The organism is Mycobacterium sp. P7213, from assembly GCF_900604305.1.
Lineage (GTDB): Bacteria > Actinomycetota > Actinomycetes > Mycobacteriales > Mycobacteriaceae > Mycobacterium.
Genome location: NZ_UWOA01000069.1, coordinates 1 through 18,939, shown reverse-complemented (window position 1 = coordinate 18,939; position 18,939 = coordinate 1). Strand labels below are relative to the sequence as shown.

The following is an 18,939-nucleotide window of genomic DNA, read 5'->3' as shown; positions in this document are numbered from 1 at the left end:
GTTCGGGGCGGGGTTCCAGGTTGACCGCGGTGCGTAGTTGGCTGACGGTGGCCACGGCGGCCAGTGGGGCGTAGTGCTCGTCGGAACCGTCGGCGGCCCGCCCGGCGATCACCCCGACCTGGTCGAGGGACACCCGACCGTCCCGCAGGCCCTGGACGCAGCGGGGAAACTGTTCGGCTCGGTGGGCCACCGTGGCGATGGTGCGGGCATTGCCCGGTGATACCCCGGTCTTCCAGGCCACCAATGCGGTGATCGAGCGTGCCCCGGTAGCGCCCCACAGTTGCTCGCGCTCGACCTCGGCGATGATGTCCACGATGCGGCCATCGATGGCATTGCGCTGCCCGGTCAACTCCGCGAGTTCCTCGAACAGCACCTCAAGACGCCGGTCAGGCCGCGATTCGGCACTGGACGTGGCCGCGATCGAGGACATGACCCCAGCATGACAGCAGGGTCCGACATCTAGCCTTCGAGTGAGTTCGCGATCGTTCAGGCCGGCGGCGCTCAGTCGCCGCGCAGCAGGTTGATCACCGCGCTGAAGTCCTGCGCACCGTGTTCGGCGGCGAAGTCGCGGTAGATCGCCGCGGCGTGGCTGCCGAGCGGGGCCGCCGATCCGGTCGAGGCGACCGCGTCCATCGCCAGGCCCAGGTCCTTGTTCATCAGTGCGGTAGCGAAACCCGGCTCGAAATTGCGGTTCGCCGGGGAGGTGGGCACCGGGCCCGGAACAGGGCAGTTGGTGTGCAGCGCCCAGCAGTTTCCGGTGGCGCCGGTCATCACGTCGAACAGCGCCTGGTCGGCCAGTCCGAGTTTCTCGGCCAGCACGAACGCCTCGGCGACCGCGACCTGCTGCACGGCCAGCACCATGTTGTTGCAGACCTTGGCGGCCTGGCCCGCGCCGGCGGCACCGCAGTGGATGATCTTGGCGGCCATCGGTTCCAGCACCGGCGTGGCCCGTGCCACGGCGGCAGCGTCGCCGCCGACCATGAACGCCAGCCGGCCCGCGACCGCACCGGTGACTCCGCCGGAGACCGGGGCGTCGAGTTGGGCGAACCCGTGTGAGCCGGCCAGGGCGTGCACCTCGCGGGCGTCGTCGACCGAGATGGTGGAGCTGTCGATGAACAGCGTGTCGGGGGAGGCCGCGGGCAGGATCTCGGCGTAGCAGCTCTTCACCGCGTCACCGTGCGGAAGCATGGTCACCACGGTGTCGGCGCCGGCCACCGCCTCGACGGCGCTGGCATGGACGCTTACGCCGTGTTGCTCGGCGGCCGCGGTGGCCGCCGGCACCGGGTCGAAGCCGCGCACGGTGTGCCCGGCGGCGACCAGGTTCGCCGACATGGGCCCACCCATGTGGCCCAGACCGAGAAACGCGACGATTGCCATATGTGCTCCTAAGTGGACCGGTGGTCGCCGGCGGCGGGGGTTACTGGCCTGACCGGACGCGAGCCGCCTCGGCCCGGCCGATCACCAACCGCATGATCTCGTTGGTGCCCTCCAGAATGCGGTGCACCCGAAGATCGCGGACGATTTTCTCCAGACCGTATTCGCGCAGATAGCCATACCCGCCGTGCAGCTGCAGCGCCTTGTCAGCGACATCGAAGCAGGCGTCGGTGACATAGCGCTTGGCCATCGCGCACAGCTCCACCTTGTCGGGGGAGTTGTTGTCGAGCGCGGTCGCCGCGCGCCACAGCAGCAGTCGCGAGGTCTCCAGCGCGGTGGCCATATCGGCCAGGGTGAACCGGATCGTCGGCTCGTCGAGCAGCGCCTTGCCGAATCCCGTCCGGTCGGCCAGGTAGCTGCCGGTCTTGTCGAACGCTGCCTGGCCGCCGCCCATCGAACAGGCGGCGATATTGATCCGACCGCCGTTGAGTCCGTTCATCGCGATAGCAAAACCGTTGCCATCTCCGTCGGGACCGCCGAGCATCGCCTCGGCCGGCACCCGTACGCGATCGAAGATCACCTGCGCGGTCGGCTGGGAGTTCCAGCCCATCTTCTGCTCGGCGGCGCCGAAACTCAGCCCGGGCGTGTCCTTTTCGACGATGAACGTGGAAATGCCCCGCGGGCCGTCCGCGCCGGTTCTGGCCATCACCACATAGACGTCCGAGACGCCGGCGCCGGAGATGAACTGCTTGACCCCGTCGAGCACGTAATCGTCACCCGAGCGGACCGCACGGGTGCTCAATGCGCTGGCATCCGAACCGGCGCCGGGTTCGGTGAGGCAGTAACTGGCAACCGCCTCCATGGAGGCCAGCCGTGGCACCCAGCTCTTGCGCTGGTCTTCGGTGCCGTAGGCGTCGATCATCCAGGAACACATGTTGTGGATCGACAGATAAGCGGCGATCACCGGGTCGGCGATGGAGAGCTGCTCGAAGATCCGCACCCCGTCCAGGCGGCGCAGCCCGGAGCCGCCCACGTCGTCGCGGCAATAGATCGCCGCCATTCCCAGCTGGGCCGCCTCCCGCATCACGTCGACCGGAAAGTGGTGGGTGGCATCCCATTCCAGGGCGTACGGCGCCAGGCGCTTGTCGGCGAACGCTGCCGCGGTGTCGACGATCACCCGCTCTTCGTCATCCAAGATGGTGTTCATTGTCCTATTCCATGGTGGGGATGTGGAATTCGGCGCCGTCTTTGATCCCCGAGGGCCAACGCTGGGTGACGGTCTTCACCTTCGTGTAGAAGGTGATGGACGCCGTCCCGTGCTGGTTGAGGTCGCCGAAGCCGGACCGCTTCCAGCCGCCGAAAGTGTGATAGGCCACCGGCACCGGAATCGGCACGTTCACACCGACCATGCCGACCTGCACCCGGGAGGTGAAGTCGCGCGCCGTGTCGCCGTCGCGGGTGAAGATCGCCACCCCGTTGCCGTACTCGTGCTCGCTCGGCAGTCGCAGGGCTTCTTCGTAGTCGTGGGCTCGCACCATGCACAGCACCGGGCCGAAGATCTCGTCGGTGTAGATCGACATCTCGGTGGTGACACGGTCGAACAGCGTGGGGCCGGCGAAGAAGCCGCCGGTCAGATCCGCGTCGCCGAACTGGGTGTCGTCGCTGGCCCGGGCGCGGCCGTCGATCACCAGCTCGGCGCCGGCGGCGACGCCTTGGCCGATGTAGTCGTTGACCCGGTCCAGAGCGGCCCGGGTGACCAACGGGCCGTAGTCGGCCTTGGGGTCCAAGCTGTGGCCGACCCGCAGGCCGTTGATGCGCTCCACCAGCCGGGCGCGCAGCCGGTCGGCGGTCTGCTCGCCGACCGGGACCGCCACCGAGATCGCCATGCAGCGCTCGCCGGCACTGCCGTAGCCGGCGCCGATCAGTGCGTCGACGGCCTGGTCCAGGTCGGCGTCGGGCATCACGATCATGTGGTTCTTGGCGCCGCCGAAGCACTGGGCGCGCTTACCGTTGGCGGTGGCCGTCGAGTAGATGTACTGCGCGATGTCGGAGCTGCCGACGAAGCCGATCGCGGCGACTTGCGGGTGGTGCAGCAACGCGTCGACGGCGTCCTTGTTGCCGTGCACCACCTGCAGCACGCCCGGCGGCAACCCGGCCTCGACGAACAGCTCGGCAAGACGCACCGGTACCGACGGGTCACGCTCGGACGGCTTGAGAATGAACGCGTTTCCACACGCCAGGGCCGGCCCGGCCTGCCACAGCGGGATCATCGCCGGGAAGTTGAACGGGGTGATCCCGGCGACCACGCCCAGCGGCTGGCGCAGCGAGAACACGTCGATGCCGGGGCCGGCGCCCTCGGTGTGCTCGCCCTTGAGCAGGTGCGGGATCCCGACGCAGAACTCGATCACCTCGATGCCGCGCTGGATGTCGCCGCGGGCGTCCTCGAGGGTCTTGCCGTGCTCACGGGAGAGCAGCTCGGCCAGCTCGTCGGCGTGGGTGTTGACCAGGTCGATGAAACGCATCATCACCCGGGCCCGGCGCTGCGGGTTGTAGGCGGCCCAATCGCGCTGGGCCGCAACCGCGCCAGCGACCGCAGCGTCGACGTCGGCGGTGTTGGCCAGCGGCAGCGTGGCCTGTACCCGGCCGGTGTTGGGGTCGAAGACATCGGTGGTGCGCCGTGACGTGCCGACGATGCGGTGGCCATCTATGAAGTGCGGAATCTGTGTGCTCATGCGCTGCGCCATCCCGTGACAGTGGTGGTGGGCTCGATCGGCCCGCACCGAGAATACTAGGACATCCTAGTAATTGCTAGGGTGTTCCTGCCGGCGCCCTTGCGGTACGGCATGCCCTGCAAATCCTCTGGGAGCGTGCCGGCGTAATCGTCGATGGTGTAGTCATATTCTTCGTGCCGGGGGTCTAGACGGTGAGGTCGGCGTCGGCCGTGTCGGTGTTGGTCACATTCGGTGCAGTCTGTTGAGGTGAGTGGTGGCTCGGTGAACGCGCAGCGTGCAGGACAATCCGGGCAGGTGCGGGTCGAACTCGAGCGGCATGGCTGAATCCTTGTCGAACACCTTCTCGCAGGCGGACTTGCAGGCCATCAGGCACGAATGTTCCTGCGCCACAACGGCACCGGTTGCGGTATGCATGGCGCATTCCGGGATCTCGTACACCAGTGTTCCGTCGGCTTCGACGCCGGTCCGGTGTATCTGTCCGACCAGAAATGTCGCCACGGACACCCCGGCGTCCATGATCTTGGGATATATCCTGCGAGGGATCAGACCGACGGTGCCGAAGGCGGGCAGCAGGAACCGCAGCCAGCTCCGCAGCCGGGTGGCCACCGCGTCGGAGACCAACTGCTCGACGTCTGCTCTGGGCATTACCGCCACCAATCCGGTGATGGCCCATTCCAATTCCCGGACGAACTGCCCATAGCGGCAGCGCCATGATTCACGGGCCGTCAGCCGGGCCCGGGCGGGGATTCGCCCGGCGTTCACCGCTTGCCATCCGGCCTCGACCGCCGCGCGATCATCGGCGACTTGCCGCAGTAACGGCAGCAGCACCGTTTCGGGTATGTCGCCCACCCGGGCCAGCATGGATCGCATGATCCAGTCATCACGTACGGCGGCGAGCCTGTTATTCATGGCATCTCGACCTTTGCAGTCTTCCACTGACCATCGAGCCGCTGCATCGTCATCATGATGCGGCTGCGGTCGATGCGTGGCTCCGGTATGTCGGTGTTGGTCACGGTCTGGTCGACGAACAGCAGCACTTCCATTTGATCCCTGGTCGCCGATTTGACCGCCGAGTCCACGGCCACACCGTGCCCGGTCGCTTTGCGCGCTATCAGCACTTGGCGCAGCTGGCTGCTGGATTGGCGGTACAGGTCCTGGAACTCACCGGACACGCCGTCGAGGACGGCCGCGAAGTTCGTGTCCGGGTTATTGCTGTCGATCGGTGTCAGGGTGACTGTGTAGTCCTCTGCCGCCTTCTGGGTTGCCGCGCCGGCGGCCTGAATATCATGACGGCTATTGTCCTGCCACCCCCGGTAGCCGCAACACGCCGCCAGCGCGAGAACTAGGAGCGCGACGGAGCCGCGGGCCGGGTGCGGCAGGCGTTGTGGCGATGCCGGTGCGGTCTCACCTCGGGTGTCACCGCCGCCGGTGGCCGTGCCGTCGATATCGGGTGGCTTCTTCCGGGCCTCAGGTGGGTGCAGCAACTGTGTGTCCGGCATGTGTCGGCTCTTTGTCAGTTCCATGGAATGCCTTGACGCTGCGGTTCGGACTCCGGCGGCATCACCGGCCCGCCATAGGGCAGGGGGATCGTGTGAGGACCTACCGGCGTCGGGTCGTGACTGGTGGACCAATTAGTTTGTAACAGGCGTCACCTTCGTGGTCAACGAGTTCGGGCCGCTCACGCCGGGCGCGCAGAGCCGGGATTTTCCCGGGGGTTTGCCATGATGGCCAGGTGAGTGGCACGCGAGCGAAACCCGGTCCAGGGCGCCCAGCTGGCATCGACAGCGGCGATACCCGGCAGCGGGTGATCGACGCGGCGTGTCGGTGTTTCGCCCAGTACGGGTACAGCACGGCGACCAACAGTCTGATCGCCGAATTGGCCGGTGTCACCGCGGGGGCGGTGTACTACCACTACGGGGCCAAGAGCAAACTCTTCGACGCCGTGTGTGAGACCGTGTACGGCAAGATCATCGCGCGGTCGGCGGAAGTCGCGATGGCCCAGCCGCTTTCGGTGCGCGGACTGCTGCATGCGGTGCTGGGGGAGTCGATGCGGATCAACCACGAGTCGCCCACGTTGGCCGGGTTCGTCGCCACCGCGCCCATCGACGCGCGGCGTCATCCTGAACTCACCGAGGCGTTCGCCAAACAGGCCGTCGCTATGGCCGAGACGCTGACTGCAGCTGTGCGCCACGGCCAGGATCACGGCTTGATCCGCGCCGACCGGGATCCGGTGGCGATCGCGCGCCTGATCAGTACCATCGTCGATGGGTTTGCCCATGCGGCCGCGACTACCAGTCCGGCCGTCATGGATGACATGACCGCCTTGTTCGACTCTCTGCTGCTGGAAGCCGAGGGCTAGACCGCCGCCGCAGGCCGTAGCGTTGACAGCGGTTCGTGTGGGGGCGTCGTGGCCGATTTGATCGCCGATTCCGGCGTGGACGCAACCACCCTGACGCGAATCTTCACTACGGACGCGGCGGCACCGTTCGGCGGGATCAAGGAGTCGGGTCTGGGCCGGGAGGGTGGCGGCGAGGGAATCGAGGAGTACCTCGAAACCAAGTACATCGCGCTGGCCTGAGCCCCACGTCGGGCAGGGCCACTACCAGGCCGGCAGCAACCCGGCAGCACGGACCTGCTCCAGCGACGGGGCGTCCGCGTCCCGATCCGAGAGCACCAGAGGATGACCGTCGGGCCAGTCGATCCCGATCGCCGGGTCGGTGGCGCAGATGGTGTGCTCGCGCTGCGGATCGTATTCGGCTGAGCACAGATACATCACCGTCGAATTATCTTCCAGCGCAACAAATCCGTGCGCCAGACCGGCCGCCAGGTACACCGACCGGCGATCCCGGGCATCCAGCACCACCGCGTCCCAGCGGCCGTAGGTCGGGGAGCCGACCCGGATGTCGACCACGACGTCGAAGACCGAACCCGACACGCAGGTGACGTACTTGGCCTGCCCGGGCGGCAGTTGGGCGAAGTGCAGGCCACGCAGCACCCCGGCGCTCGACACCGAGCAGTTGGCCTGGCGCAGGTCGAAACGGTGCCCGGCGAACGCGGTGAACTCCCGGTCGGTGAACCACTCGAAGAACACGCCGCGGGAATCGGTGTGCTGAGTCGGGGTGAGCTCCCAGGCCCCCGGGATGGTCAGCTCGCGCGCCTGCACGTCAGCGCCCCAATTCCGCGTAGCGGGCCTCGGCAGCCTCTTTCAGGGGAGCCCACCAGGATTCGTTGGCGCGGTACCAGGCGATGGTCTCGCGCAGGCCCGCCTCGAAGTCGGTGTGCTCGGGCTTCCAGCCCAATTCGTCGCGCAACGCCGACGGGTCGATCGCGTAGCGCAGGTCGTGACCGGGGCGGTCGGAGACGTGATCGTAGTCGTCGGGGTCGTGGTCCATCAGTCGCAGGATCATCTGCAGCACGCTGCGGTTGTCCCGCTCCCCGTCCGCGCCGATCAGGTAGGTGCGCCCCATATGACCGCCGGTCATGATCTGCCAGACGGCACTGTTGTGGTCGTCGACGTGAATCCAGTCGCGGACGTTGGCCCCGTTGCCGTACAGCTTGGCCCGGCGCCCGGTGAGCAGGTTGGTGATCTGGCGCGGGATGAACTTCTCCACATGCTGATACGGCCCGTAGTTGTTGGAGCAGTTCGAGATCGTCGCGCGCACGCGATAGGAACGCACCCAGGAGTGCACCAGCAGGTCGGCAGCGGCCTTGGTCGATGAGTAAGGGCTTGACGGGTGGTACGGCGTCGTCTCGGTAAACCGGCGCGGGTCGTCGAGAGCCAGTTCGCCGTAGACCTCGTCAGTGGAGATGTGGTGCAGCCGCACCCCCTGGGCGCGCACCGCCTCCAGCACGGTAAAAGTGCCGATCACGTTGGATCGCAGGAACGGCTCCGGGTCGGCCAGGGCGTTGTCCACGTGGGTTTCGGCGGCGAAGTGCACCACCGCGTCGGTCTCGGGGTTCAACTCGGCGACCAGCGCAGCAACCAGTGCGGCATCGGTGATGTCGCCCTGCACCAGCCGGATCCGGTCAGCGGCATCGGCCAGTGATTCGCGGCTGCCGGCGTAGGTCAACGCGTCGAGCACGGTGATCGTGGTACCGGGGCGCTGCGCGAGCGTGCTGTGCACGAAGTTGGCGCCGATGAACCCGGCGCCGCCGGTGACCAGCAGATGCATGGGGCAACCCTAACGGTGGTGCGACCCGGATTCCCGCTTGCGCTTAGGCCCGCGGCGTCAGCCCGAGTGGGCCGGCCAGCTCGGTCAGCGTCGGCAGCAGGTTCTTCCAGCCGCCCAGCACCTGGATGGTCACCTGATCCGCGCCGGCATCCAAGTGCGCGTCCAGGCGCGCGGCGATCTCGTCGGCGGTGCCGTGCGCGACCACCGCGTCGATCAACCGGTCACTGCCCGGCGCGCGCACGTCGCGCTCACTGAAGCCCAACCGGCGCCAGTTGTTGACGTAGTTGGACAGCCGTAGGTAGAAGCCGACCGCCTCGCGTCCGACCTCGCGGGCCGCGGTGGCGTCCGTGGACAGGACCACCTTGTGTTCGGGCGCCAGGAACACCGACGGGCCGACCAGCTCGCGCGCACTGGCGGTGTGTTCGGGCGTGGTCAGGTAGGGGTGCGCCCCGGCGCTGCGCTGCGCCGCCAACCGCAACACCTTGGGACCCAGTGCGGCCAGCACTCGGCGGCTGTTCGGCACCGCGGCGTCATCGAGGGCGTCCAGGTAGTCGGTCAGGGCCGCATAGGGGCTGCGGTACTCGGCGGTGGCCTCGGAGTGACCGACACCGATGCCGAGCAGGAACCGGTCCGGGTAGGCGGACTCGATGCGGTGATAGGACTCGGCGACCTGTGCGGCCGGCGCGGACCAGATGTTGACGATCCCGGTGGCCACCTGCAGGGTCGAGGTCGCCGCCAGCAGCGGCTCGACAAATGCCAGGTCAGCGGCGGGCGAGCCGCCCACCCAGATCGCGCCGTAGCCCAGGCGTTCGATCTCGGCGGCCTGCTCAGGAGTGGGGGATCCGAAGGTCCACACCGCGTAGCGGCCCAGGTCGGGTTTGAGTGCGAACGTGTCCGACATCGTGACTCCTGTGCTCGTCGCAGTTACTCGGTGGGCAGCGGATACGAGTTGTCGACCGGTGGGGGTTCGGCGGCCTTGGGGCGCAGCATGGCCGCGACGTCCACCCCGGACGCCTTCAGCGTCTCCAGCACCTTGGCGATGCCCAATGGACTGATACCCAGCAGACCGCCGATCGCATCCTGGGCATCGCCGGCGCCGCCGACGATCGACAGCCGCTCGATGTCAGACAGCGGCGCGGCCGCGGCCTGGGTGGCCGCAACGACCGAGGCCAGCACATCGGGGAGCATCAGCATTCGGGCCGCCTCCGCGCTGTAGCTGTTGAGGGCGTTGGCGATCTCCTTCTTACCCTCGGCTTCGGCGAGCAGCTTGGCCTTGGTGCCCTCGGCCTCGGCGACCAGGCTCGCCCTGGCGCCGTCGGCCTCGGCCTGGCGCTCCACCCGCAGCGCCTCGGCGGCCGCCTTGCGCGCGTCGGCTTGGGCTTCACCGGCTTGGCGGGCCGCCTCCGCCTGGGCCTGAGCCGCCAGGATCGCGGCCTGGCGCTGGCCCTCGGCGCGGGCCACATCGGCCTGGCGCTGCGCCTCGGCCGGGGCGATCACATCGGCCTGCAGAGCGGCCTGGGCCTGCTCGGCGCGACGCTGCTCCACCTCGATGCGGGCCTGCACCCGGGCGGCCTCGGCCTGCTCGACGGCGATACCGACGTCCTTCTCGGCGCGGGCGTGCGCCAGCGGACCGGCCTGGTCGGCTTGGGCGTTCTCCGCCTCGGTCTGGGCGCGCAGCCGGGCCAGCTCGACGTCGCGCTTCTGGTTGGCGGTGGCGATCGCAGTGTCGGCTTCGGCCTGGGCGACCGCTCCCGCCTGACGGGCCTTGGCCGACTGGATCTGGGCGTCCCGCTCGGCTTCGGCGGTGCCGACCGTGGCGTCCCGTTTCACCTCGGCGATGCGCCGCTGACCCAGCGATTCGAGATAGCCGTTGCGGTCGGAGATGCCGGCGATCTTGAGGACGTCGACTTCCATGCCGATGCGGGACAGGTCGGTCCCGGCTTCCTCGACCACGCTGCGGGCCAGGGTGTCGCGGTTGGAGTTGAGATCCTCGACGGTCATCGTCGCGGTGATGCCGCGCAGGCTCCCGGCGAGGATGTCATTGATCTGGCGCTGCAGATCGTCGAGGTCCGACGTCAAGAAGCGCTGCACCGCGGTCTGCACGGCGTCGTCGGCCGAGCCGATCCGGACCAGGCCGACGGCTTCCACGTTGACCGGCACCCCGTTGTTGGACAGCGCGTTCTGCAGGTTGATGCTGACGTTGAACGGCTCCAGCGACATGATGTCGACTCGTTCGATGCCCGGCATCCGGAACCTGGCGCCGCCGCGAACCACCTTGGGCTGACCGCGCCCGGTGAACACGGCGACCTCGTTCGGCGGGACCTTGATGTAGTTCTGGACGTAGATCATCGGCAATACGACCAGCAACAGCAGTGCTGCGACGGTGGCGATGGTCACGATCAAGACAAGCGACACGATTACTGCCTCTCCAGCTGGTTACTGAGTGGGTACTGCGACGACGTGCAGGTAATCGGCGTCGACATCGGCGATGTAGACGCGGGTGGCTTTGGTGAGTGCCTGCGGCTCCGGGCTGATCGCGCGGGACCGGACCCGGTTGCCGTCGGGATCGACGAAGGCGATCTCACCCCACCCGCCGGGCGGTACGTCGATCGTCACCGTGCCCAACAGGCCGATGTAGGCTGACCGTGCGTGCTGGGAATTGGATTCCTGCCGGTGCAGATAGGGCAGCACCACGCCATGCAGGATGAAGACCAGCGTGGCTCCAGTGCCCAGGCCCAGTGCGGCCGCGGGCACGGCATTGAACCCGGCCCAGGTCCCCACCAACCCGCCGGCACCCGTTCCGACCAGGGCGGCGGACATTCCGGTCAGGCTCAGAAAAGGCATCCCGTCGTGCCCGATATCGGTCAACAGCAAGGCGGTGAGCAGGGCGATCGCGCCGACGGCGAATGCCGCCAGGTACACCGCCGTCATGACTCCTCCTGCAGGTCGAAGGGCGCCACTACACCGATCGTCAGGTCATCCTCGCATGCTGCCGCTGTATGAACCCCGCGGTTTAGCGAGGCTCGACGCAGGAGAGGCGAAGCTGGGGCCGCGGCAGAGATCCCCGCTTTTTTGGCGTGGGCGGCGGATGCGGGTATCGTAGGTCGACGGTGCGGCGTCCGCGTCGGCTCTTGCGTGTCCAGTCTGAGATTCTTGGGGTTCTACCTCGAATTTTCTGTCACCGGCCCACGTTTTGCAGTCGTAGTCGATGCTGCGCCGAGGCGGGCGCATGCACATGCGACAAGTAAGTCAGACACGGAGGATCGCCGGAGAGTAATGGCCAAAAAAGACGGTGCAATCGAGGTCGAGGGTCGAGTGGTCGAACCCCTGCCCAATGCGATGTTTCGCATTGAGCTGGAGAACGGTCACAAGGTGCTCGCCCACATCAGCGGCAAGATGCGGCAGCACTACATCCGTATCCTGCCGGAAGACCGGGTGGTCGTGGAGTTGTCTCCCTATGACCTGTCCCGGGGACGCATCGTCTATCGGTACAAGTAGCTCCCGACCGCCCGAAGTACGTCAACCAGCGATTAGAACAGGACCACAGCAGCCGTGAAGGTGAACCCCAGCGTCAAGCCGATCTGCGACAAGTGCAGGGTGATCCGTCGGCATGGCCGGGTCATGGTGATCTGCTCGGACCCGCGCCACAAGCAGCGACAGGGCTAGCAGCTCGTACCCTGCCCGGCCTGGTCGGGCACAGCCACAACTGAATGCAGACCTCCCAGTACCAGTGAGCGGATAGGCCGCCCACACACGCCCGGATCGGAGGCCGGGCCCCGGAGCAGTTGGCCGGGAACGGGCTGGGATCACAACCTCCGTAACGAAGATGAAAGGGGCATGCCCCCATGGCTCGACTTGTGGGCGTCGACCTGCCGCGCGATAAGCGCATGGAGATCGCGCTGACCTATATCTACGGCATCGGCCGTACTCGCTCCAACGAAATCCTGGCCGCGACCGGTATCGACAAGGACCAGCGCAGCAAGGACCTGACTGACGACCAGCTCACCCAGTTGCGTGACTACATCGAGCGCAACCTGAAGGTTGAGGGCGACCTGCGCCGCGAGGTGCAGGCCGACATCCGTCGCAAGATTGAGATCGGCTGCTACCAGGGTCTGCGGCACCGTCGCGGCCTGCCGGTGCGTGGCCAGCGGACCAAGACCAACGCGCGCACCCGCAAGGGCCCGAAGCGCACCATCGCCGGTAAGAAGAAGGCCAGGTAAGACCCATGGCAACCAAGAAAGCGACCGGGCCCAAGAAGGGCCAGAAGACTCGGCGGCGGGAAAAGAAGAACATCCCGCACGGTGCCGCGCACATCAAGAGCACCTTCAACAACACGATCGTGACGATCACCGACCCGCAGGGCAACGTGATCGCGTGGGCGTCGTCGGGCCACGTGGGCTTCAAGGGCTCGCGTAAGTCCACCCCGTTCGCCGCGCAGCTGGCCGCCGAGAACGCTGCCCGCAAGGCGCAGGAGCACGGCGTGAAGAAGGTCGACGTGTTCGTCAAGGGCCCGGGTTCGGGTCGTGAGACCGCGATCCGCTCGCTGCAGGCCGCCGGCCTCGAGGTTGGCGCGATTTCCGATGTCACCCCGCAGCCGCACAACGGCTGCCGTCCGCCCAAGCGGCGTCGGGTCTAGGAGGACTGAAACAACATGGCTCGTTACACCGGACCCGCCACCCGCAAGTCCCGCCGTCTCGGCGTTGACCTCATCGGCGGCGATCAGGCATTCGAAAAGCGGCCCTACCCGCCCGGCCAGCACGGCCGCGCCCGGGTCAAGGAGAGCGAATACCGACTGCAGCTGCAGGAGAAGCAGAAGGCTCGCTTCACCTACGGCGTGATGGAGAAGCAGTTCCGTCGCTACTACGAGGAAGCTGTCCGTCGCGGCGGCAAGACCGGCGAAGAACTGCTGCGCATCCTGGAGAGCCGGCTGGACAACGTGGTTTACCGCGCCGGCCTGGCCCGCACCCGTCGGATGGCCCGTCAGCTGGTCAGCCACGGCCACTTCACCGTCAACGGTGTGAAGGTCGATGTGCCCAGCTACCAGGTGGCGCAGTACGACATCATCGACGTCAAGGACAAGTCGCTCAACACGGTGCCGTTCCAGATCGCCCGTGAGGTCGCCGGCGACCGTCCGATCCCGGGCTGGCTGCAGGTGGTCGGGGAGCGTCAGCGCATCCTGGTCCACCAGCTGCCCGAGCGGGCTCAGATCGTCGTTCCGCTCACCGAGCAGCTGATCGTCGAGTTCTACTCGAAGTAAGACAACTCGGGGTCCGACCCCGAGTCCCCGCGGGGATCCGCGAGCGCGGCGTAGCCGGGCGAAGCGGATCGCCGCGAGACAACCGAGCGGCATCAAATAGCGGGTGCCAGAAGGAGAAAGAACACCATGCTGATCTCTCAGCGTCCGACCCTGTCCGAAGAGGTCGTGGCCGACAACCGGTCGCAGTTCGTCATCGAACCGCTGGAGCCGGGATTCGGTTACACCCTGGGCAACTCGCTTCGTCGTACCCTGCTGTCGTCGATCCCCGGCGCGGCGGTCACCAGCATCCGCATCGACGGTGTGCTGCACGAGTTCACCACGGTCCCCGGGGTCAAGGAAGATGTCACCGACATCATCCTGAACCTCAAGGGCCTGGTGGTCTCGTCCGAAGAGGACGAGCCGGTCACCATGTACCTGCGCAAGCAGGGCCCGGGTGCGGTCACCGCCGGTGACATCGTTCCGCCGGCCGGCGTGACGGTGCACAACCCAGACATGCACATCGCCACCCTGAACGACAAGGGCAAGCTCGAGGTCGAGCTGATCGTCGAGCGCGGCCGCGGGTACGTCCCGGCCGTGCAGAACAAGGTGTCGGGCGCGGAGATCGGCCGCATCCCGGTCGACTCGATCTATTCGCCGGTGCTCAAGGTGACCTACAAGGTCGAGGCGACCCGTGTCGAGCAGCGCACCGACTTCGACAAGCTGGTGCTGGACGTGGAGACCAAGAACTCCATCAGCCCGCGAGACGCGCTGGCCTCGGCCGGTAAGACCCTGGTCGAGCTGTTCGGTCTGGCGCGGGAACTCAACGTCGAGGCCGAGGGCATCGAGATCGGCCCGTCGCCGGCCGAGGCGGACCACATCGCCTCGTTCGCGCTGCCGATCGACGACCTGGACCTGACCGTGCGGTCCTACAACTGCCTGAAGCGCGAGGGTGTGCACACGGTCGGGGAGTTGGTCGCTCGCACCGAGTCCGACCTGCTCGACATCCGCAACTTCGGTCAGAAGTCCATCGACGAGGTCAAGGTCAAGCTGCACCAGCTCGGCCTGTCGCTCAAGGACAGCCCGGCCAGCTTCGACCCGTCGCAGGTGGCGGGCTACGACGTTGCCACCGGCACCTGGTCGGCCGACGCCGGTTATGACGAGCAGGACTACGCCGAAACCGAACAGCTGTAACGCCCAACCTCTCGATAAGAGAGCCGTCCCGGCCCTACCTGACACGGGGGTCGGCCCCATTTAGGAGAAGTCGCAATGCCCAAGCCCACCAAGGGCCCCCGCCTCGGCGGAAAGTCCTCGCACCAGAAGGCGCTGCTGGCCAACTTGGCCACCTCGCTGTTCACTCACGGCCGGATCAAGACCACCGAGCCGAAGGCGCGGGCATTGCGGCCGTACGCCGAGAAGCTGATCACCCACGCCAAGAAGGGCACGCTGCACAACCGGCGTGAGGTGCTCAAGAAGATCCGCGACAAGGACGTGGTGCACTCGCTGTTCGCCGAGATCGCCCCGCACTTCGCGGACCGCAGCGGTGGCTACACCCGGATCATCAAGGTCGAGCCGCGTCAGGGTGACAACGCCCCGATGGCCGTGATCGAGCTGGTTCGGGAGAAGACCGTGACGTCGGAGGCTGACCGCGCTCGCCGCGCTGCGGCCAAGGCGGACAAGGCTGCCTCCAAGACCGAGAAGGCCGAGAAGCCCGCTGAGGTCGAGGCTGACGAGACGGTCGAAGAGCCGGCCGCCGAGGCGACCGAGGCCACCGACGCTGCTGAGGCCACCGATGCGGCCGAGGGTACCGACGAGTCCTGACGGTACGGCCGAAGTCGTCCGGCTTCGGCTCGACATCGCCTACGACGGCACGGAATTCGCCGGCTGGGCGGTTCAGGCGGGACAGCGCACGGTCGCCGGAGTTCTCGACGAGGCTCTGACGACCGTGTTCCGCACTCCGGTGCGGTTGTTCGCGGCCGGACGTACCGATACGGGTGTGCACGCCACCGGGCAGGTGGCCCACCTCGATGTTCCGGTTTCGGCGCTACCGCATGCCTATTCGCGGACCCGGCGGTACGGCGAGCCGGAGTTCCTGGCGCTGACCCGGCGATTGGCGCGCTTCCTGCCGATCGACGTGCGGGTGCTGCGGGTGCAGCGCACCGTCGCTGAGTTCGATGCCCGGTTCTCGGCGCTGCGCCGCCACTACACCTACCGGTTGTCGACCGCTGCGTACGGGGTGGTGCCGCAGCAGGCCCGCTACATCACCGCGTGGTCGCGTCCGCTGGACGTCGACGCGATGGCCGAGGCCTCCCGGACTCTGGTGGGGCTGCATGACTTTGCGGCCTTCTGCCGGCACCGCGAGGGCGCAACCACCATTCGCGACCTGCAGCGTCTGGACTGGGTTCGCGACGGTGATCTGGTCACTGCGCACGTCAGCGCCGACGCGTTCTGCTGGTCGATGGTGCGTTCCCTGGTCGGGGCGGTGCTGGCGGTCGGTGAGCGCCGGCGCGATGCCGCCTGGTGCGCCGATCTGCTGAACGCGCAGCGCCGATCCAGCGATTTCACCGCCGCACCCGCCCGCGGGCTGACCTTGGTCGGCGTCGACTACCCGCCGGACGATCAGCTGGGGGCGCGCACGATCATCACCCGGGATCTGCGGAAGCCCTGCTGATCGTCGCGAGATCGTGCTGAACGCAGGTGGCTACTCGAACCTGTCCTGCGAGAACGCCCGACAGCGCTACAGCAGGCCGGCGACGAACGAAGCGGCCTGATTGGTCATGCCCGGTGTGTAGCCGGAGTGCGCGGAGAACATGCGCCCAGGCGAGCAGACCGGGTCGCCATCGGTGCACAGGTCGACGGTCTTGAATCCGTAGACCGGACTGTTGGTCAGCGGTTGCCCGATCTTGTTCGACGGGTTGCCGAACACCGCGATCGCCGCGACGTGGTCGGCGGCCTCGGGGGGCAGCGGCGCGGTGAAACCGAAGCCCGGCACCGGTGCCGCCGCCACGATGTCGATGATCGCCGCGCCCTGCGAGTAGCCGCCGAGGACCAGGCGGGTGCCCGGGCAGTTCTCCACCATCCACATGATGTGGCCGCTGGCGTCGTTGGCGCCGTCGGCGGCCCGGCCAAAGTCATAGCTGGCCGGGTAGTTGACCGCATAGGCGCCGACCGATCGGGACGTCCGGTTCCGCAAAGCGCTGACCAGGCCGTCGCCGACCCGACCCAGGCCCGGCGGCTCACTGGTGCCGCGAGCGAACACCACCTCGACATCGGGACAACCGTCAGCCGAGGCGGTCGGCGTCGATGACGCGGTGGGGTCCATCAGCAGCGCTGCGGCGGCGACCCCTGCCGCCAGGACGCGGAATGCCTTCATGGTGAACGATAGTAGCGAAAATAAGCCTTGATGAGCTAACTAAAACGGGTGGGTCCCGTCACGGCGCCAGCGTCGGCGCCGGGCCCGCAGCCCGCAGCCGGCCGGCGATGAAGTTCGCCGCCTGGCTGGTCAGCGCCGGGATGTAGCCGTCGGTGTGATCGGTCCACTCGTTGCCGGGGCCCTCGTGACAGATCGGGTCACCCGGGTTGCACAGGTCGAGAGCCTTCGAACCGAACAGCGCGCTCTGCACGCTGATCGGTCCGCCGGTGCGGTCGGCAGGGTTACCGAACGTGGTCACCGCCACCACCTGGTCGGCGTACTGCGCCGGCAGCTGGTTGCCCCAAGTGATGCCGCCGACCTGGGTGCCGGTCACGATGTCGATGACCGAGGCGCCCTGCGAGTAGCCGCCCAGCACCAGCTGGGTGTCCGGGCAGACTTCAGCCGCCGCCTTGACCCGCTTGATCACGTCGTTGGCGCCGTCGCCGCCACCCAGCTGCAGCCGGCCGGCGGGGTAGTTGACCGCGTACTCGTCGACCTTCTTGGAGGTCTGCTGGCGCAGCGAGTCGATCATGGCCCGGCCGACGCGGCCGACGCCCGGGGGCTCGCTGGTGCCGCGGGCGAAGATGACCTCGACGTCCGGGCAGTCGTAGGCGGTCGCCACCGGGACGACGCTCGGCGCTACGGCCGGAAGCGTCAGCAGTGCGCCTGCCATCAATGTCGCGGAAAAAATGCTGCTCAGCTGAACAAAACGCATACCCGAGATGGTACCGAAGCCCGAATCCGATACCGACGGGACTGTGGATGGCCGTATACGGCCGCACCGGTCTCACGAATAGCCTGTGGCCGAAATGGCCAGGCGATCGACGACGCAGCTTCAGCTCAGCGCGCACCGCTTCCTGGCCCGCCGGATGGAACGGGCGCTGCGGTGCGGGCAGGTCACGGGCGGCGCGGTCCCCGGTCGAAGCGCGCTGGCCCGGGGCTGGCTGGTGAGCATGGTCGTGGCCGTCGGCGCGATCCTGCTGGCCGTCGTACGGCCACAGCCGGTCCTGGGTGATGCGCCGATCGTGCTGGACCGCGCGACCGGGGCGCTCTACGTCCGCATCGGCGACACGGTGCATCCGGTGTACAACCTCGCGTCGGCGCGGCTGATCACCGGGGCGGCCGACCCTCGACCGGTGGACGGCAACGCGGTCGGCCGGGCCCGGCGCGGCGCGCCGCTGGGCATCCCGGGTGCGCCGGGCGTGCTCGGGGCGCCACTGCCGGACACGGTGGCGTGGTCGTTGTGCGAGGACTCGGCCGGCACCGTCCTTTTAGTCGGTGCCGATCCGTCCGGGCGCCTCGACCCACCGCAGGCCATACCGGTCAGCTCCGAAGCAGGGGCAACCTATCTGCTCCTCGACGGGCGGCGGGTTGCGGTCGACCCTGCTGACCCGCTGCTGGACTCCGCCGTGCCGAGACGGGTCTCGGCGTTGTTGCTCAACGCGATCCCCGAAGCCCCGCCGGTCGACCTTGGTAGGGCGGGCCCGTTGGTGGGCTCGGCCCCGGCCACGTTGTGCGTGCACTGGCGCGTCGACGAAGCGGCCGGGATCACCCTGTCGAGTGGGGCGCGTCTACCGGCGGGGGCGTCGCCGACCGCGCTGGCCCACGCCGACGGGTCTGGCCCCGCCTTGGACGGGGTCTATCTGCCGCCCGGGCACAGTGCCTACGTGCGGGCGGCCGACACCTCGGGTCACGCGGGCGGTGTCGGCTATCTGATCGCCGAGAGCGGGGTGCGGTTCACCGTCGACGACGACGATGCGGCGCGCAGGCTGGGACTGCCCGCAGTGGCCACCGGGGTGCCGTGGCCGCTGTTGGCCGGGTTGCCGGCCGGCCCCCGTCTCAGTCGTGACCAGGCGATGCTGAGCCGGGACGCGGTGCCCGGCCCGACAGCGCCCGACCGGTGAGGGCTGCCAGCAGCATCGCCTGGTCACGACTGAGACGGGGGCCGGCCGGCAACCCGGCCAACAGCGGCCACGGCACCCCGGTGGCCACTGCGGGCAGTCCCAGCCTGCGCGC

General features: G+C 67.9%; 23 protein-coding genes and 1 pseudogene. 11 read left to right on the top strand and 13 right to left on the bottom strand.

Annotated elements, in window-relative coordinates:
- The 6 genes from EJK91_RS19905 to EJK91_RS19880 all read right to left on the bottom strand — a co-directional run.
- The coding region (locus EJK91_RS19905; RefSeq protein WP_125079770.1) for a DUF222 domain-containing protein at nt 1–430 on the bottom strand (430 nt) is incomplete at its 3' end.
- A 71-nt stretch (nt 431–501) separates the two neighbouring features.
- Entirely contained in the window at nt 502–1,377 is an 876-nt protein-coding gene (mmsB, locus tag EJK91_RS19900) for a 3-hydroxyisobutyrate dehydrogenase (protein WP_024440317.1), read from the bottom strand.
- A 40-nt stretch (nt 1,378–1,417) separates the two neighbouring features.
- Nucleotides 1,418–2,581, bottom strand: coding sequence for an acyl-CoA dehydrogenase family protein (locus tag EJK91_RS19895; protein WP_125079769.1), 1,164 nt, complete (start codon nt 2,579–2,581; stop codon nt 1,418–1,420).
- Between the two features lie 4 nt (nt 2,582–2,585).
- Entirely contained in the window at nt 2,586–4,106 is a 1,521-nt protein-coding gene (locus EJK91_RS19890; RefSeq protein WP_125079768.1) for a CoA-acylating methylmalonate-semialdehyde dehydrogenase, read from the bottom strand.
- 222 nt (nt 4,107–4,328) lie between these two features.
- Entirely contained in the window at nt 4,329–5,015 is a 687-nt protein-coding gene (locus EJK91_RS19885; protein WP_125079767.1) for a hypothetical protein, read from the bottom strand.
- Entirely contained in the window at nt 5,012–5,629 is a 618-nt protein-coding gene (locus EJK91_RS19880; RefSeq protein ID WP_206430450.1) for a hypothetical protein, read from the bottom strand. The genes EJK91_RS19885 and EJK91_RS19880 overlap by 4 nt, the downstream gene beginning before the upstream one ends.
- Before the next feature lie 209 nt (nt 5,630–5,838).
- On the opposite strand from EJK91_RS19880, the gene EJK91_RS19875 reads away from it, so the two are divergent.
- Both EJK91_RS19875 and EJK91_RS19870 read left to right on the top strand, forming a co-directional pair.
- Nucleotides 5,839–6,465 (top strand): TetR/AcrR family transcriptional regulator, encoded by a 627-nt coding sequence (locus EJK91_RS19875; RefSeq protein ID WP_024443763.1) that lies wholly within the window; start codon nt 5,839–5,841, stop codon nt 6,463–6,465.
- 105 nt (nt 6,466–6,570) lie between these two features.
- Nucleotides 6,571–6,684: pseudogene (locus EJK91_RS19870) on the top strand (aldehyde dehydrogenase family protein); the annotation flags it as partial.
- Between the two features lie 21 nt (nt 6,685–6,705).
- Here EJK91_RS19870 and rfbC read toward each other — a convergent pair.
- From rfbC to EJK91_RS19845, 5 genes are read right to left on the bottom strand one after another with little or no spacing between them, the layout of a single operon-like run.
- Nucleotides 6,706–7,269 (bottom strand): dTDP-4-dehydrorhamnose 3,5-epimerase, encoded by a 564-nt coding sequence (rfbC, locus tag EJK91_RS19865; protein ID WP_024443764.1) that lies wholly within the window; start codon nt 7,267–7,269, stop codon nt 6,706–6,708.
- A gap of 1 nt (nt 7,270) precedes the next feature.
- On the bottom strand, nt 7,271–8,278 hold the full coding sequence (gene rfbB, locus EJK91_RS19860; protein WP_024443765.1) for a dTDP-glucose 4,6-dehydratase: 1,008 nt from the start codon (nt 8,276–8,278) through the stop codon (nt 7,271–7,273).
- 43 nt (nt 8,279–8,321) lie between these two features.
- On the bottom strand, nt 8,322–9,179 hold the full coding sequence (locus tag EJK91_RS19855; RefSeq protein WP_024443766.1) for an LLM class F420-dependent oxidoreductase: 858 nt from the start codon (nt 9,177–9,179) through the stop codon (nt 8,322–8,324).
- A 23-nt stretch (nt 9,180–9,202) separates the two neighbouring features.
- Entirely contained in the window at nt 9,203–10,693 is a 1,491-nt protein-coding gene (locus EJK91_RS19850; protein WP_036458659.1) for a flotillin family protein, read from the bottom strand.
- 21 nt (nt 10,694–10,714) lie between these two features.
- Complete coding sequence (locus EJK91_RS19845) at nt 10,715–11,209, bottom strand: hypothetical protein (RefSeq protein WP_024443768.1); 495 nt, start codon at nt 11,207–11,209, stop codon at nt 10,715–10,717.
- Nucleotides 11,210–11,554: 345 nt separating this feature from the next.
- Between EJK91_RS19845 and infA the strand changes: the two genes are divergently transcribed.
- The 8 genes from infA to truA all read left to right on the top strand — a co-directional run bounded on the left by infA (nt 11,555) and on the right by truA (nt 16,182).
- Complete coding sequence (gene infA, locus EJK91_RS19840) at nt 11,555–11,776, top strand: translation initiation factor IF-1 (RefSeq protein ID WP_003418601.1); 222 nt, start codon at nt 11,555–11,557, stop codon at nt 11,774–11,776.
- Nucleotides 11,777–11,830: 54 nt separating this feature from the next.
- Entirely contained in the window at nt 11,831–11,944 is a 114-nt protein-coding gene (gene rpmJ / locus EJK91_RS19835; protein WP_003879483.1) for a 50S ribosomal protein L36, read from the top strand.
- A gap of 179 nt (nt 11,945–12,123) precedes the next feature.
- Nucleotides 12,124–12,498 carry a 30S ribosomal protein S13 gene (gene rpsM / locus EJK91_RS19830; protein ID WP_024443769.1) on the top strand — a complete coding sequence of 125 codons (375 nt, stop codon included), beginning with the start codon at nt 12,124–12,126 and terminating at the stop codon, nt 12,496–12,498.
- 5 nt (nt 12,499–12,503) lie between these two features.
- The gene (rpsK, locus tag EJK91_RS19825; RefSeq protein WP_024443770.1) at nt 12,504–12,914 is read left to right on the top strand and encodes a 30S ribosomal protein S11; all 411 of its coding nucleotides are present in this window, start codon (nt 12,504–12,506) and stop codon (nt 12,912–12,914) included.
- A 15-nt stretch (nt 12,915–12,929) separates the two neighbouring features.
- Nucleotides 12,930–13,535 (top strand): 30S ribosomal protein S4, encoded by a 606-nt coding sequence (gene rpsD, locus EJK91_RS19820; RefSeq protein ID WP_024443771.1) that lies wholly within the window; start codon nt 12,930–12,932, stop codon nt 13,533–13,535.
- A gap of 126 nt (nt 13,536–13,661) precedes the next feature.
- The gene (locus tag EJK91_RS19815) at nt 13,662–14,705 is read left to right on the top strand and encodes a DNA-directed RNA polymerase subunit alpha (protein ID WP_019738182.1); all 1,044 of its coding nucleotides are present in this window, start codon (nt 13,662–13,664) and stop codon (nt 14,703–14,705) included.
- Nucleotides 14,706–14,780: 75 nt separating this feature from the next.
- The gene (rplQ, locus tag EJK91_RS19810) at nt 14,781–15,332 is read left to right on the top strand and encodes a 50S ribosomal protein L17 (RefSeq protein ID WP_125079765.1); all 552 of its coding nucleotides are present in this window, start codon (nt 14,781–14,783) and stop codon (nt 15,330–15,332) included.
- A complete protein-coding gene (gene truA / locus EJK91_RS19805) occupies nt 15,304–16,182 on the top strand; it encodes a tRNA pseudouridine(38-40) synthase TruA (protein ID WP_125079764.1) in 879 nt (292 codons plus the stop codon). The genes rplQ and truA overlap by 29 nt, the downstream gene beginning before the upstream one ends.
- Before the next feature lie 66 nt (nt 16,183–16,248).
- Here the strand turns inward: truA and EJK91_RS19800 are convergent, their stop codons facing one another.
- Both EJK91_RS19800 and EJK91_RS19795 read right to left on the bottom strand, forming a co-directional pair.
- On the bottom strand, nt 16,249–16,884 hold the full coding sequence (locus EJK91_RS19800; protein ID WP_125079763.1) for a cutinase family protein: 636 nt from the start codon (nt 16,882–16,884) through the stop codon (nt 16,249–16,251).
- A 58-nt stretch (nt 16,885–16,942) separates the two neighbouring features.
- Nucleotides 16,943–17,638, bottom strand: a complete 696-nt coding sequence (locus tag EJK91_RS19795) for a cutinase family protein (RefSeq protein WP_024443775.1) — start codon at nt 17,636–17,638, stop codon at nt 16,943–16,945.
- A gap of 94 nt (nt 17,639–17,732) precedes the next feature.
- Here EJK91_RS19795 and eccB point away from each other — a divergent pair, with 94 nt between their 5' ends.
- Nucleotides 17,733–18,827, top strand: a complete 1,095-nt coding sequence (eccB, locus tag EJK91_RS19790) for a type VII secretion protein EccB (protein ID WP_082105783.1) — start codon at nt 17,733–17,735, stop codon at nt 18,825–18,827.
- Nucleotides 18,828–18,939 lie beyond the last annotated feature (112 nt).